Raw genomic sequence first — 15,489 nt, 5'->3', positions numbered from 1 at the left:
AACAGAGGTGAAAGGATGCTCCTTTTTAGTATTGTTTTATTGTTAGTTTTATTATTTATAGGAATGCCAATTGGTTTTGTGTTGCTTTTTGTTGGTTCGTTCGGAATATTTTTTTCGGAAGGATATAACGTTTTACATGGTATATTAGCAACAACAGCCTATCGGAGTGTTAATAATTTTACCTTCAGCGCAATTCCTTTATTTATCGTAATGGCACATTTTATTTCAAAAAGTAAAGTTGCAGATGACATATTTGATAGTATGTTAAAATGGGTCGGTCACACACCTGGTGGAGCGGGAGTTGCTACAGTTTTAGCAAGCGGTGGTTTTGGTGCCCTGACAGGAACCAGTATAGCTGCCACTGCGGTTATGTCACAAATAGCGGTGCCTAAGATGATACAGGCAAGATATCCAGAATCAATAGCATCGGGATTAGTAGCTACATCAACAGGTACATTAGCAGCATTAATTCCACCAAGTGTTCCTTTGATTTTATACGGCATACAGACGGAAAATTCAATTGGACAACTGTTGGTCGCAGGGATATTACCAGGATTGCTACTTGCCTTTTTATTATGCATAACAGTTGTGGCGATAGGTCTTAAAAACAACATAAAAACTGAAAAATATACATGGAAGGAAAGATGGATGTCATTAAAAACTATCTGGCCAGCTATTCTATTAATCGTTCTGGTTTTGATTGTTATCTATTTTGGTATAGCGACAACCACAGAGGCAGCAGCCTTTGGTGCTGTTGGTGCACTTGTTATTGGTTTGGCATTAAAACGATTAAATGCTAAACAAATTATTGATTCATTAATGACAACGGCCAGACAAACTGCGATGATTTTCACTATTATCGTAGGAGCTCATGTTTTTTCCTATTATATTGCAATGACAAGAGTAGGGAATGATATATTGAACGCAATTTCTTTAAGTGGCTTTTCTCCATTAACTGTTTTATTACTAATTTTTCTTATGTATCTAATTTTAGGGATGTTTATGGATTTAATTGGGACTATGTTACTAACATTGCCACTTGTTTATCCTTTAATTGTTGGGCTTGGCTATGATCCGATTTGGTTTGGGGTTGTTTTGGTTCTTCTTCTTGAGATTGGTTTAGTTACTCCGCCTGTTGGAATGAATTTATTTATCACGAATCAGAATTCGGGGGTTCCAGTTAATAAGGTATTAATCGGTTCGATTCCTTTTATTATTGTTTTATTACTTTTGATTTTAATATTGGTTATTTTCCCACAACTTGCAACTTATTTACCTTCACTAATGTGAAATTTTAGAAATACAACCGAATTCTAAAAGAGGTGATTTCAATGATTTATGAACTAAGGGAATATTACATTGCTCCGGGTAAAGCTGCTGCCTTACATGAACGGTTTCAGAGATTAACAGAGCCTTTATTTGAAAAACACGAAATTAATGTAATAGGATATTGGAATGTATTAATTGGTGAAGCACCAAAGCTAGTTTATCTATGTGAGTTCAAAGACCTTGCTCACCGTGAACAATCTTGGACCTTATTTTTAAATGATCCTGAATGGGTTACAGGGCGTCAGAAATCTGAAGAGAATGGCGTATTAACATTACGTATTATGAATAGTATTATGACACCAACTGAATATTCAGCGTTAAAGTAGAGCATATCTTCAACCGGAATTGAAAGCGGTACGATTAGCAAGATACTGAAATGCTCATATATAAAAGAAAGGAATGGTTATTAATTTGAATGCAATTATGCCTTTAAAAAACATTAGAGTACTTGACTTAACAAGACTTTTACCAGGTCCCTACTGTACTCAACTTTTAGCAGACTTTGGTGCAGAAGTTATTAAAGTTGAAGAACCAGAGTTAGGAGATTATGCAAGGTGGGGAGAACCAAAGATTGGTGAATATAAAGCGATTTTTTCATCCATCAATAGAAATAAGAAGAGCATTACATTGAATTTTAAAAAAAGCGAGGATAAGGAATCCTTTATAGAAATAGTCAAAACGTCTGATGTTCTTGTGGAATCTTTTCGTCCAAATGTAATGGAAAGATTGGGGCTTGATTATGAAACGTTAAAAAAAGTTAATCCCAGACTTGTTTACTGTGCCATTACGGGTTTTGGCCAAAATGGTCCTTATAAAGATAAATCAGGACATGATATTAACTATTTAAGTATTGCTGGTCTCTTACAATTCAGTGGTGAAAAAGGGAATAAACCAATACCCCCTCCAACACAAATTGCAGATATTGGAGGCGGCTCTCTAATGGCAGCGGTTGGTATCCTAACAGCATTATTGGGAAGAGATCAAACCGGTAAAGGGCAATTTGTCGATATTTCGATGACCGATGGCGTTTTATCCTGGATGCAGACGATTCTCCCAGACTATTTAGCTGGACTGGATAAACATAAAGGTGAGCTAAGGTTGTCAGGTGGAAAAGCAGCCTATAGTGCGTATGAGACAGCTGACAATCGGTATCTTGCTGTAGGGGCACTTGAGTCTAAGTTTTGGAAGGAATTTTGTCAAGGTATTGAGCGTTTAGATTTCATTCCCTTACTAGAGGCACCTTTCGAAGAACAACAGAAATTAAAGAGAGAAATTGAGCAGATTATTAAGAAGAAAACTTTAGATGATTGGATGGAAGTGTTTGGTCTCTTAGATGCTTGTGTCTCTCCAGTCTTGTTACTAGAGGAAACACTAAATCATCCACAAATTAAAGCGCGTAACATGATTATAGAAACACAAGATAACGAGTTAGGTAAATTAAAATATATTGGAATTCCAATAAAACTGTCAGATACACCTGGCCAAATCCGTTCAAGGGCTCCTAAACTTGGAGAACATAATGAAGAAATACTTGGTAAATTGTGAATCTGTGTCTAATTGGCGGTGGATGATATTAATCTTTTAAATCATATAGGCATAGTTGTCAGAAATATTGACGAAATGATAAAAAAATATCAAAGAATCTTTGATATAAAAGTTGACGGCCCTATAGTGATGGAAAAATTCCAAGTGAAGGTTGCTTATATTGTTTTTAAAAATATTGAATTGGAATTAATCCAACCATTAAAGAAGAAAGGTGACTTTTATCACTTTCTTGAAGAAATGGGTGGTTTACATCACATTTCGGTTGAAATAGAAGATGTGTACCAAATAATGGAATTATTAAAAAAGCAAGACGTCAAATTAAACTCTGACAAACCTTTAGAAGGCGCACGAAATAGTCTAATGGTTTTTGGGAATAAGGAAAGTTTAAATGGTGTGACAGTCGAATTTAAACAATTAAGAAGGTAAAGGTAAGTATAATAGGTTCATATTAAAAAATATTATATGAATATTTCGTGTTTATATTAAGTGAATAATTAGTTGGTTGTAAGGAATTTTAGAAGAGAGGGATTAAAATGGAAAATTTAGAATGGAATCAATCATTTGATACCATTGTCGTCGGATCAGGTGCTGCTGGGTTAATGTCAGCACTAGTTGCTTCACTCAACGGGCAGAAGGTTGCTGTGTTGGAAAAATATAACAAGTTTGGTGGTACCACGAGTATTTCTGGTGGGCAAATTTGGGCTCCCAACAATAGTAAAATGAAAGATTTTGGTTTGTCTGATTCAAAGGAACAAGCATTAATATATTTAAAGGAGGTGGTTGGAACAGGAACAAGGGAAGAAGTATTAAAGGCGTTTCTCGATTCTATACCAGAAGCTATTGAATATATTGAAACCTATACACCATTAAGATTCCAATGTATTCCTAATTTACTTGATTATCGTCAAGAACTATCCGGGGCATCCAAAGGTGGTCGTACTCTTGATATTAAACCCATATCAGCAAATGTGTTGGAAGACATGGCAGATGATGTTTATCTTGCATCGTCTTTTGTACCTATGACTTATTCTGAATCGGAGAATTGGAATGCCTTTGCTTATCCGAAATACATTGATCAAGATTTAATCAAACAGAGACAAAAAGAAAATATACGAACTATTGGAAATGCTCTAGTTGTCGGTTTGCTAAAAGGTTGTATAGATGCAGGTGTTGTATTCATAAAAAATGCAGAAGTAAAAGAACTTATTAAAAACGAAAGAGTAGATGGAGTCAAGGTAAAAATTGATGATAAAACACTAAATTATCAAGTGAAAAATTATGTTGTTTTAGCTACTGGTGGATTTGAGTGGAATAAAAAGTATAATCTAAGATTCTTAAGAGGTCCTTTAACTTCTCCAGCCAGTCTACCACTAAGTACTGGTGATGGTCTGAAAATGGCAATAAAAGTTGGAGCGGATTTGTCAAATTTAAATGAAGCATTTTGGGTTCCAACCGTAAAAGTTGAAGGGGAAGAATTTGAAGGGGTTCAACTCTATCGGATGACGCGAGGGGAACGCTCGCTACCTGGTAGTATAATGGTTAATAGTAAAGGGAAACGATTTGTCAACGAGGCAGCAAATTATAATGATACTTCTAAGGCATTCCATTATTTTGATGCTGGTGAGTATGGATACATTAATTTACCCGCATGGATTATCTTTGATAGTAAATTTAAATCAAAATATACTGTAGTGACGAGCTTACCAGGAGATGAAGATCCAGATTGGCTATTTAATGGTGACTCTCTAATAGACCTTGCAAATAAAATTAATGTTGATCCAGAGGCATTAAAAGAAACAGTCAGATCCTTTAATCAACATGCCAAAGATGGAAAGGATCCTGAATTTCAAAGAGGAGAAAGTGAGTATAACTGGTATTATGGAGACCCTGAACATCCTGTGAACCCAAGCGTAGGTACGATTGAAAAAGGTCCATTTTATGCTTTACCTATATACCCTGGGGCAATAGGGACGAAGGGCGGGGCTGTTATCAATGAAAATGGACAAATTCTAGATGTAGATGAAAAACCAATATCAGGGCTTTATGGAGCAGGAAATGTTGTTGCAAGTATTATGGGACCTGGTTATCCAGGAGCAGGTAGTACATTAGGTCCAGCTTTAGCATTTGCGTATCTTGCTGGAAAACATGCTGCGCAAAATATTGTTCACGATAGGTGAGCGCTCATCACTTAAATAAGAAAGCTAACATTAATAATCATAGTAACTATATCACTTTGAAAAGTATAAGAAAGTGTTGTAGCTATTAATCATCAAGAAAGTAAGCTTACGGATATTTAATGATTTGCATAAAGTTCGAACTAGGTAAGAATTAATTTCTATAATCCCAGAAAGTTCGTCGAAAACATATTGGAGGACTTCAAATGAAGTTAGTGACATATCGTAAAAATAATCAAGTTTGTTTAGGAACAATGATTGAAGATAAGGTAGTTGACATTTCCAATCTACACAAAGATATGAACGATCTCATCAAAGATGGAGATTTAGCTATTATAGAAGAATATGCAAAGTTACAATCCAATAAAGCTATCAAAATAGAAAATATAGAATTACTTTCACCGATCACTAGTCCTATACGGAACATTATTTGTATTGGGTGGAATTACTTAAAACATTTTGAAGAAAGATATCAACAGCATATTGAATTATCAGACAAACCTACTGTTTTTACCAAAGCGACAACTACCGTAGCGGGTCCATACAGAGAACTCGTTTATTCAGATGAATACACGAAAATGTTTGATTATGAAGCAGAATTAGCTGTTGTTATTGGGAGAGAAGGTAAAGGAATTTCTGAAGAAGAGGCACTAGATTATATATTTGGATATATGTGTGCCAATGATCTATCTGCTAGAGATATACAACAACAACACGGTGGTCAGTGGTTTATGGGGAAAAGTATAGATGAATCTTGTCCATTAGGTCCTTGGTTAGTAACAAAGGATGAGATTGAAGACATTCAAAACTTAGATATTACCTGTAAAGTAAATGGTGAAGTTGTCCAAAAGAGTAACACAAGTGCAATGATTTTTCCAGTTGCCACGATTATATCAGAATTATCCATGGCTATGACTTTGCTTCCCGGGGACATTATTTTAACAGGTACCCCTTCTGGTATCGGTGTTAAGCGTAAACCGCAATTGTTATTAGGTGAAGGTGATGTCGTGGAAGTGGAAATTGAAAACATCGGAAGTATTAAAAATACGATCAGAATTAAAAAAGAGCTGAGAGTGAGAGGATGATACAATAAAAATAGAATTGGTTCGACCAAACGGATTGACTAACCTTAGAAATGTCTCTTTAAACTAAGGATAATTGGAGTTTAATGATGAGAGACTTTGTTAATTTAATACTAGATATAGTTTAAATGATAATTAGAAACCATTCAGTGTTTAAATCATATTGGAAAAGTTGTAAGAAATATTGAGGAGATGAAAAAAGTATCAAAGAATTTTTGATATAAAGATTGATGATCCTGCAGTACCATGGAACAACACCCACGAAAATTTGATAGAGGAGAATAACATTTGCAAGGTTGATTATTAAAATGTAGTCTTAAAGCCAATCTTGAAATATTATTAGTCTCTACTATAGTATAGTACAGAATCCGTACGACTGTACATCCGTAGGAACGTGAGCAGTATTTGACTAATTACTAAGCTTGGTGTGATAGGGTTTGTGCTGGGGGTGCTATCCATAATTAGTGACTATTTAATTGATCCACCCCCAAATAAGAGGAAAAAAATTTATTCTAAAATATCGTCCAAGTATTTTTCAAACTGGGCGGTATTTTTTTGTTTCATTTTCTTTGACACATGGGAATGGACAGCAGATGTAATTTGATAGCTTGTCCTAATAACTCCTGTACCTAATTAGCGTGAAAAAGTAGATTATTGGTAAGTGATTATTGCGGATGAATAGAGCCACTTGTGCGGAGTTTTGAGCCAGTCATTGCGGAAAAAAGAGCCACCGTTTGCGGAACACTGAGCCACAAATAGAATTACTGAATTATGGAATAGAGTCAGAGCCACAGCGTAGCTGCTTGCCATTTACTGTAACGCCCGATTCTTTGCATTCACTGGAAGGTGACGGGGCCCCGCCAGTGAATGCAAAGAATCGATTTGTCCGTGTTATCATATTTGAGCAGGTGTGCCTCTTAGGTATTATTTATGCAACGCCTGCAATAGTTCCACTACACGGACAAAAGTTATAGTCAATGGTGGTGGACTACCAGAATAGCACAATCTTAGGCATGTATAGCGGGCTTTTGATAGTGGCTCTCTTACACGCATTCACTGGCTCTCTTGTCCGCAATACTCAGTAAGTGAGTTACTCATCGAATATGATATACGATTTGGATTATAGTTTTTGTTATTCACAGATTTATTTTACTAACGGTTCCGTTTCCAATAAGAATCGTTAAAATAGTAATGTAAAACAGCTATCAATATTCATACTAGTTGATAGCCGTTTTATGTTGGTATATTTTTCGTTTTTATATCCATTTAAATCGTATTGTAATCTGTACCCCAATCTGCTAGGTAACAATAATAGCGGGTTACAAATGTTTTTTAATTTGTGTTAGAACTTCTGTGGCTAGTTTGTTTGTATCTTTAAAATCTCTTGAATCGATGGGATCAGAGTAATGGACAGAAACTTTAGCCGGTGTATTCTTGCCCTTCTTTCCTATCAATTTGTAAGAATCCTTGAAGGTCACAGGAACGACTTTAACCCCAGATTTAATCGCCATTCGTAAACTACCCGATTTAAAGTTTCCAATTTCAGGACCTTTACTTCTAGTTCCTTCTGGAAAAACGGCTATTGAATTACCTGCTTTTAAACTTTCTATTGCTTGGTTAATAGCTTTTAGGGAACTACGAGCGTTATCCCTGTCGATAAACACGCATCCTCGTTCTTTCATCCAATAACCCAACAATGGAATTTTCTCCATTTCTTTTTTAGCGACAAAAGCCATCGTTTGAGGGGCTGTTGAATATAAAATTGGTATATCCATATTACCTTGATGGTTGCCGACATATAATACAGGTTCATCTAAAGGAATATTTTCTGTTCCAGTTATTATAAGGTTGGCACCTGAAATTTTAATTAAATTGTTTGTACATTTTAGAATGATTTTATCCATTAGTTCTAGTTTTTCTTTGTTCTTACCTGCCTTATTTAATTTATTGATAGTAAATGATTTATTTGCTTTACTTAAAATATAACCCCACATGTATCCTTGAAATAATAAAGTACGCATATTTATTCCTCTTTTCAATCATATTTAATCTATTACAATAATAAAAGATAGGAACAAATTAAATAAGTGATAAATGTCACATACTTGATATGGAGTATGTCACAAGTTCAAGGGGAATATAGGTTACTTTTTTGAACAAAAGCGCAAGCGCCCGTTAAGGGACGTACGGACTGCGCCCCGTACTTTGGGGTGGTTCAACTTGTTGAACATTCTTACGTAGGAGATAAAGGAAACACGGCGACCATAGGGAGCCGATGTTGACTTATCGTACGGAGGTGAAGGAAGTCTCGCTAGTCCCTGGGCGCTGGAGCTGGACGTGGCCGTTTATGTGTAAGAATTAATTGCAGCCAAAATTTTATACTTTCTATATGTCTAGAAAGACTTTTAATAAGCAAAAAAAGATAAGGAGAAAAACAATGTTCCTTTATTTTGATATTTATGGAGGATCCTTCCAAAAGATAATTGGATATTTCTATCAAAATAGATGGAGATTATGAAATTGGTGCACATAAACTCTAGAGTGAGTTTCTATAATAAAATCTTACTATCCGAATGCTCTGCTAACATTTGCACCTAAAGAGAAATTAGAATATCGTGTATAAAACTAAGGTCAGTCCCCGCAACGTCTTAGCGTTGCGGGGACTTTCAGATTTCAAATGAATGCAATTTAGAAGAAGGCACTTTACATTCCGGTATGTTTATCATTTTGCTTCATAGCACGAGGGAAGTGATAGGCCACCCCTTATTAAGCTGGCCATACAAATAGATGTACAATTGTAACCATGATGGCACAAGTGATGAACAACAAAATGACTAGTGGGAACATAAATCTGGCCCATTTAAGCCACGAGATTCCTGCAATCGCTATTCCAGCCATTAATCCGCCGTTTGTTGGATAAAAGGCGTTTGTGAATCCATCCCCAAACTGGAAGGCAAGAACAGCAGTTTGTCTACTTACCCCTACTAAATCTGCTATCGGCGTCATAATTGGCATGGATAACGCAGCTTGTCCACTTCCTGAATTGACAGGCAGATTTAATAAGAATTGACCCAGAAACATACCAAAGGCTGCAAAACTGGAAGGAAATTGACCAGCTAAATTCGTTAAACCATATACGATGGTGTCTATTATATTACTATCTTGCAAGATAACAACAATCGTATAAGCAAATGAAACTGCTAGCGCACCTTCCATTAAGTTCTTACATCCGTCTGTAAAGGAGGCCGCCATTTCATTCACGTTCATTCTTGAAATGATACCAACGATAACGCCCATTAAGAGGAACACCCCTGTAATTTCTTTGAAGTACCATCCATAATTAATAATGCCAAACGGTAATGAGACAAATGTTGCGGCAAGGCAGATTAATATTAAAATATGTTTTCCTGTTAAGCGAGTAACGATAACCTCTTTGTTGTCATCTAAATTTTTATGTTGATCTTCATCGTATACTAAACTCTTTTCTGGGTTCTTTTGAATTTTTCTGGCATAGAGTGTAATGTACGTGCCACTAACGATGAGAAGAACAATCCAGCAAATGATTCGTACACCCATCCCTGAAAACAGTGGCAATTCGGCAATCCCATGTGCAACACCAACATTGTATGGGTTTAGAAAGCCACCTGCATATCCGATAGCTACACCAACCATTGGGACTGCAACGGCAATAATGGAGTCAAAGCCTGCTCTTAAAAGGAGTGGCAACAGGATAATAATGTAAACCATCGCTTCTGAACCCAAACCAAAACTTGCTCCAGCTAAAGAAAAAATAGCAAATAGAACAGGGATTAGAATAACTTCTTTACCGTGCATTTTTTTAATGACATGATGGAGGCCACTTTCAACCGCCCCGGTTTTACCTAAAATACCAAATACACCACCGGTAATAAATAGTAAGAATAGTATACCAGATGCTTGAGACATACCATCATAAAGGGAATTGAAAAAATCTAAAAACCCTGTAGGATTCCCTGTGGTTTGCTCATAAGTACCGTTAACTACAATCTCTCTTCCATCTTCATTTGTTGTTCGTTCATATTCTCCGGCTGGAACAAAGTAAGTGACCACAGCGGTTATAATCATCATACAAAACAAAATGACAAGTATGTGGGGAGGTCTTTTTCGTTTTTTCTTTTGCTCTGTTGTATTTACATTGTTGTGCTTATTAACTTTCATGTAACTAAATCCCCTTTTATATTAATTAAGTATACATTTTCATTAGTGAAATCGAATTAACGATTTTTGGCATACTCACCGAGTTGATGAATGACATGGCAAGTACATGTAATCCCGTCAAAGAAATTATCCCCTTTTATATTTTCATTTGGGGAATGATTTCTTTGATCAAAATTTGCATAAGGCACGATAATGGATGGCGTTTTTAAAATGTTTGTCCATACATAAACAGGAAGCGAGCTCCCTAAACTAGGCTGAATAAGAGGTTCTTTTTGATAAGAATCGCAAACTGCATTTGTTACCACTTTTACAGTATCTAGATCTGCAGGAGTCCTTGATGGTTCCATGGATACTAAATGTGTCACTTCAATACCTGGATCATGTTTTTCAACGTGCCTGCAGATTTTGTTGTAAATATCTTCAGGATCTTGGTCCACGACTAGACGAACATCCAATTTGACGGTTGCAGTAGAAGGGATGATCGTTTTAACGCCTTCCCCTGAATAACCGCTATGGATTCCTGCGATATTAAAGGTTGGTTCCATTGTTAACTTGTGATAATAGGTTTTGCCGTCCATGTCTAGCCCAGGATAGCCTATTTTTTCTCCAATATCATCCTTATCAAAAGGCAATGTTTGAAGTAGCTCCTGTTCTTTTGCTGAAGGCTCTCGGATATTGTCATAAAACCCTTCTATTAACACGTTTCCATTCTGATCACGCATTGTCTGCAGTAAATCGATTAATCTCCAAGCTGGATTTGGCACAATATTGCCTGTATTCCCGGAATGATTATCCCATTTTGCTTCAGTCGCTTTTAGTTCTAACTGGAGAGACCCCCTTGCTCCTAATAAAAGAAGGGGAGAATCGCTATTATGAGAAGAACCATCCGCTGTATAAACAAGATCTGCTTTCAGAAGTTCTTTATTCTTTTCAACAAAGGAGGCTAAATGAGGACTTCCATTTTCTTCTTCTCCCTCGAATATAAATTTTATATTAATGGGCAAGTCTTCAAAAATATCGATATACGTTTTAATTCCAAGAAGCGTGGCCATTAGTTGACCTTTGTTGTCTCCTGCCCCTCTGGCGTAAATTCTCCCATCACGAATGGTAGGTTCAAATGGTGGAGAAAGCCATTCATCCATTGGATCTGGCGGCTGTACATCATAATGTCCATAAAAAAGCAGTGTGAAGGCATTTTCATTCTTCAACATTTCACCATAAACAACAGGATGCCCGTTCGTTTTCATGATTTTGGTGTTAATCCCGATTTCTACCATTATATTTTTAAGAAGTTCGGCACATTCCGTAATCCCGTCGTTTTGTGTGCTAATACTTTTTTGGCGTAAAAGAACGAATAATTGTTCCAGGTATTCCTCTTTTTTGTCAAATAGGATAGATTGGATCTTTCCTAGAGGCATATAAATCCCTACTTTCTTTGAATAACAAAACAAAATAAATAGTAATCAAGGTGATATTTCATATTTTATAAAATAGAGAAGAACTCTATAAGTATATTAGTTATCACTTTAAAGTAGTAAAGAACTAAATGAGTACAGTAACTAGAATTATATATTAATAGAAATTTTAAAACAAGAAGTTTTTGGAGGGAATTATTGAGGGAAGGCCGATTTCTAAACTATTAAAATACTTTCTTGAAAAGCTAGTGAATTTGTATTATTGTAAAGTAATAAAAAGTATTTGAAAAACCGAATTCTTTTTAATAAGTATATTATATATAGTAAGTAGATTTGAAAGAGAGAAGGTGAATCTTTGAGTGCTGTTCAGACAACAGAAGTAGATGTAAACAACGAGAATCAAGGAGCAGTTAGAAAGTACGTTGGTAAAACAGCATTTTTAATATCAGTGTTAGCCATTATTTGGTCTATATTCCAATTATATGCAGCGGGGACTGGAGAACTAGATGCGATGCGCCTGCGAGCCTGGCATATTATCTTTCTACTGATGATGGCCTTTTTACTATATCCAGCTCGGAAAAAGAAAAAGGAAGTTATTAAATATCCGAAAATCTTTGATGTAATATGCATTATTTTATCGTTGGTATCTTTTGGCTATTTTCTAATGAATTATAATGTTATTGCATTAAGAGGCGGTTTCTTATTAAACCAGGATTACATATTTGGTGCGATTGGGATAATAATGGTATTTGAAGCAGCGAGAAGAGTAGTTGGGAATTTAGCAGTTCTTGCCCTTATTTTCCTTCTTTATAACTTCTTTGGTTACTTGGTACCTGGTATTTTCGGCCATAGTGGCTTTAGCATAAATCGGGTCATTGATCATATGTTTTGGGGAAGTCAGGGAATCTTTGGTATAGCTATTGGTGTTTCAGCTACGTTTGTTTTTCTTTTTATTTTATTCGGGGCATTTCTTAGAATAAGTGGTTTTAGCCAATTTATTAATGATCTTGCTTTAACGATTGCTGGCCGCTCACCTGGAGGTCCTGCAAAGGTTGCTGTTCTAGCCAGCAGTTTAATGGGAATGATTAATGGTAGTGCCCTTGCAAATGTTGCTACCACTGGTACGATAACCATTCCTATGATGAAGAAAAACGGTTATAAAGCAAGGTTTGCAGCCGCAGTAGAAGCTGTTGCATCTACTGGTGGACAATTTGCTCCACCTATCATGGGAGCTGCTGGTTTTGTTATGGCCGAGTATCTGGGTGTTTCTTATACAGTTGTCATGGTAGCAGCAATCGTACCAGCTTTACTGTACTATTTAACACTTATTTTAGTTGTACACTTTGAAGCAAAAAGATTGGGACTGAAGGGGATTTCAAAAGAAAATATACCGAATATTGTTAATGTCCTTAAAAGGCAAGGACATCTTTCTATTCCACTCATTGTATTAATGGGGCTGTTATTTATGGGGTATACACCACTCTACGCGGCAGTATTTTCTATTCTTTCCTGTGTTGTAGCAAGCTGGATACGTCCTGATACAAGAATGGGTCTTAAAAAGATTCTCAGAGCATTGGAAGAAGGAGCAAAGGGTGCTGTTGGTGTAGCGGCGGCCTGTGCAATCATTGGAATTATTATTGGAACTGTTTCATTGACAGGACTTGGACTATCTTTTGGTTATAGTATTATGGAATACACGAATGAAAGTATTCTCATTGCAGCATTTCTAGTCATGATCATGAGCATTATTCTAGGGATGGGAGTTCCTGGAGTGGCTGCTTATGTTATTGTTGCAACCGTTGCAGCACCAGTACTTGTTGAACTTGGGGTTCAGCCGTTAGCTGCGCATATGTTTGTATTGATTTATGCTTGTCTGTCCAATGTTACGCCACCTGTCGCACTTGCGTCATTTGTTGCAGCAGGTATCGCTAATACGGATCAAACGAAAGTATCTTTAACGGCGGTGAAGCTTGCTTTAACTGGATTCATTTTGCCATTCTTTTTCATATTTGAACCAGCATTATTGATCAACATGGAAGCACCATTGGAAAGTGTTTTTCCTGTAATTACTGCTTCTATTGGAGTAATCGCATTTGCTTCCGGTTTGCAGGGCTGGCTGATTACTTTAGCAACGCCTATAGAGAGAATATTACTTGTCATAGCCGGGGTTTGCATGATTGCGCCAGGTCTTGCACTTGACCTTGTAGGAGTAGGAATAATCCTTATTTGTATTGTTTGGCAATTAGCAAAGAAAAAGAAAATTCAAAGGGAACAGGACAATTTCTCTGAAACAATTAAAATCACAAAATAATAAAGTAACCGTGGTAGGAAAGGAAGACAAATAGTATGAAAACATCATTTAAAAAACTGTGGAAAATTGCAATATTAATCGGGTTAGCACTAATCATAACCGCGTGTGGTAGTAATAACGCAAACGAGGGAAATGATGAAACATCTTCAGGAAATACAGAATTGAACTTTCCAACAGCAAGTACAACTGGAACCATCTACCCATTAGGTGCGGCGATGGCGAATATCTGGAATAATGAAGTGGATGGAATTCGTGTCAATGCTCAAGGTTCGAATGGAGGCGTAGAGAACCTGAATCTATTAAAAGAAGGGGAAGGTCAGATTACGTTTGCTACTGCTGGTATTGTCTGGGAAGCATATAATGGTGAGCGTGGATTTAAAGACCGTGCATACGAGGATGTTCGTGTCATGGCTGGTCTTTATTATAATCCGAATCAATTTGTTATTCGAGAGGATTCCGGAGTAGAAACTGTTGCAGATTTAGAAGGACGCAGATTTGCTCCAGGTGCTATAGGAAGTACACCGGAAGTGGAGTCTAGCATTATTTTACCTGCATATGGAATCGCCTATCCGGACGGCATTAAAGAAAACTTTATTGGATTTACAGAAGCGATCGATTTGATGAGAAATAATCAAATCGATGGAGCTTTAATTCAAGCAGGAGTTCCTACCGCTGCAGTTACAGAAATGACTGCTACAGCTGGTGGAAAGCTTATAGGCATTGAAGATGAGGTGCGTAAATCGTTAATAGATGAGTATCCTTGGTATTCGGATGTAACCATTCCAGCAGGCACATATGATAACCAAGATGAAGATATAAATACGCTGGGTATAAAAATGCTATTGTTAGTTGATGCATCGTTGGATGATGACCAAGTCTATGAGATGACGCAAGTATTTTGGGATAATCTTGAACAATTAGAAGAGACACATCCTATTGTAGAACAAATTGATATCAATGAGGCTACAGTAGATCTTTCCGGTATTCCGCTTCATGAAGGTGCAAAACGCTATTATGAGGAAGAGGATGTGCTAGTGGAAGAATAAAACATATATTTGTTTAGGTATATTAAGTAAAAAATTGGCGACCTACATTGTGGTGGTCGCCAATTTTTAATAGGGATAATTTTTTGTTCAGACCAAAAGAGGAAACTGGGACAAAACCCCAGTAAATTAAAAAAGCGTGGTACTCACCATTATGTAATGGTGAAGGTACTACGCTTTTTTTGCACGAGAAAGATGATACATTTTACCTGTCCAATTGGAAAAAAGGTTATTTAGCCACGTACCCAATCGAACAGATAAATACGGGTCTACACGAACATTTAAAGTCTACGAGTGAGAGGTCTGTTCAGGAAAAAGTCCCTATATTGAAAACATATTGACAAAATAAAAGTAAGCGATTACAATGTATTTAATAATCGTTAACTGTTAAGT

11 protein-coding genes are annotated in these 15,489 nt (G+C 36.5%); 8 read left to right on the top strand and 3 right to left on the bottom strand.

Annotated features, from left to right (window positions below; genetic code table 11):
- Positions 1-15: 15 nt before the first annotated feature.
- The 6 genes from MN204_RS03395 (at position 16) to MN204_RS03370 (ending at position 6,133) form a co-directional block, all read left to right on the top strand.
- The gene (locus tag MN204_RS03395; RefSeq protein WP_249869683.1) at positions 16-1,290 is read left to right on the top strand and encodes a TRAP transporter large permease; all 1,275 of its coding nucleotides are present in this window, start codon (positions 16-18) and stop codon (positions 1,288-1,290) included.
- A 41-nt stretch (positions 1,291-1,331) separates the two neighbouring features.
- Complete coding sequence (locus MN204_RS03390) at positions 1,332-1,655, top strand: NIPSNAP family protein (protein ID WP_249869682.1); 324 nt, start codon at positions 1,332-1,334, stop codon at positions 1,653-1,655.
- 85 nt (positions 1,656-1,740) lie between these two features.
- Positions 1,741-2,874, top strand: coding sequence for a CaiB/BaiF CoA transferase family protein (locus MN204_RS03385; protein WP_249869681.1), 1,134 nt, complete (start codon positions 1,741-1,743; stop codon positions 2,872-2,874).
- An 18-nt stretch (positions 2,875-2,892) separates the two neighbouring features.
- Entirely contained in the window at positions 2,893-3,300 is a 408-nt protein-coding gene (locus tag MN204_RS03380) for a VOC family protein (RefSeq protein WP_249870224.1), read from the top strand.
- Positions 3,301-3,407: 107 nt separating this feature from the next.
- Entirely contained in the window at positions 3,408-5,051 is a 1,644-nt protein-coding gene (locus tag MN204_RS03375) for an FAD-dependent oxidoreductase (RefSeq protein ID WP_249869680.1), read from the top strand.
- A gap of 203 nt (positions 5,052-5,254) precedes the next feature.
- On the top strand, positions 5,255-6,133 hold the full coding sequence (locus MN204_RS03370) for a fumarylacetoacetate hydrolase family protein (protein WP_249869679.1): 879 nt from the start codon (positions 5,255-5,257) through the stop codon (positions 6,131-6,133).
- A 1,316-nt stretch (positions 6,134-7,449) separates the two neighbouring features.
- Here the strand turns inward: MN204_RS03370 and MN204_RS03365 are convergent.
- The 3 genes from MN204_RS03365 to MN204_RS03355 all read right to left on the bottom strand — a co-directional run bounded on the left by MN204_RS03365 (position 7,450) and on the right by MN204_RS03355 (position 11,745).
- The gene (locus MN204_RS03365) at positions 7,450-8,151 is read right to left on the bottom strand and encodes a lysophospholipid acyltransferase family protein (protein ID WP_249869678.1); all 702 of its coding nucleotides are present in this window, start codon (positions 8,149-8,151) and stop codon (positions 7,450-7,452) included.
- Positions 8,152-8,896: 745 nt separating this feature from the next.
- Positions 8,897-10,327, bottom strand: a complete 1,431-nt coding sequence (locus MN204_RS03360; RefSeq protein WP_249869677.1) for a YfcC family protein — start codon at positions 10,325-10,327, stop codon at positions 8,897-8,899.
- A gap of 56 nt (positions 10,328-10,383) precedes the next feature.
- The gene (locus tag MN204_RS03355; RefSeq protein WP_249869676.1) at positions 10,384-11,745 is read right to left on the bottom strand and encodes a M20/M25/M40 family metallo-hydrolase; all 1,362 of its coding nucleotides are present in this window, start codon (positions 11,743-11,745) and stop codon (positions 10,384-10,386) included.
- 352 nt (positions 11,746-12,097) lie between these two features.
- On the opposite strand from MN204_RS03355, the gene MN204_RS03350 reads away from it, so the two are divergent.
- Both MN204_RS03350 and MN204_RS03345 read left to right on the top strand, forming a co-directional pair.
- On the top strand, positions 12,098-14,053 hold the full coding sequence (locus MN204_RS03350) for a TRAP transporter permease (protein ID WP_249869675.1): 1,956 nt from the start codon (positions 12,098-12,100) through the stop codon (positions 14,051-14,053).
- A 35-nt stretch (positions 14,054-14,088) separates the two neighbouring features.
- A complete protein-coding gene (locus tag MN204_RS03345) occupies positions 14,089-15,099 on the top strand; it encodes a TAXI family TRAP transporter solute-binding subunit (protein WP_249869674.1) in 1,011 nt (336 codons plus the stop codon).
- Positions 15,100-15,489 lie beyond the last annotated feature (390 nt).

The organism is Oceanobacillus saliphilus, from assembly GCF_023522835.1.
Classification (GTDB): Bacteria; Bacillota; Bacilli; order Bacillales; family Amphibacillaceae; genus Oceanobacillus; species Oceanobacillus saliphilus.
The sequence above is the reverse complement of the archived record's forward strand: the minus strand, read 5'-3'. Positions and strand labels throughout refer to the sequence as shown.

What these genes read in the sequence shown, in the direction of transcription:
- MN204_RS03395 (WP_249869683.1), top strand. Translation starts at nt 16, where the DNA reads ATGCTCCTTTTTAGTATTGTTTTATTGTTAGTTTTATTATTTATAGGA.
- MN204_RS03390 (WP_249869682.1), top strand. Translation starts at nt 1,332, where the DNA reads ATGATTTATGAACTAAGGGAATATTACATTGCTCCGGGTAAAGCTGCT.
- MN204_RS03375 (WP_249869680.1), top strand. Translation starts at nt 3,408, where the DNA reads ATGGAAAATTTAGAATGGAATCAATCATTTGATACCATTGTCGTCGGA.
- MN204_RS03370 (WP_249869679.1), top strand. Translation starts at nt 5,255, where the DNA reads ATGAAGTTAGTGACATATCGTAAAAATAATCAAGTTTGTTTAGGAACA.
- MN204_RS03365 (WP_249869678.1), bottom strand. Translation starts at nt 8,151, where the DNA reads ATGCGTACTTTATTATTTCAAGGATACATGTGGGGTTATATTTTAAGT.
- MN204_RS03360 (WP_249869677.1), bottom strand. Translation starts at nt 10,327, where the DNA reads ATGAAAGTTAATAAGCACAACAATGTAAATACAACAGAGCAAAAGAAA.
- MN204_RS03355 (WP_249869676.1), bottom strand. Translation starts at nt 11,745, where the DNA reads ATGCCTCTAGGAAAGATCCAATCTATCCTATTTGACAAAAAAGAGGAA.
- MN204_RS03345 (WP_249869674.1), top strand. Translation starts at nt 14,089, where the DNA reads ATGAAAACATCATTTAAAAAACTGTGGAAAATTGCAATATTAATCGGG.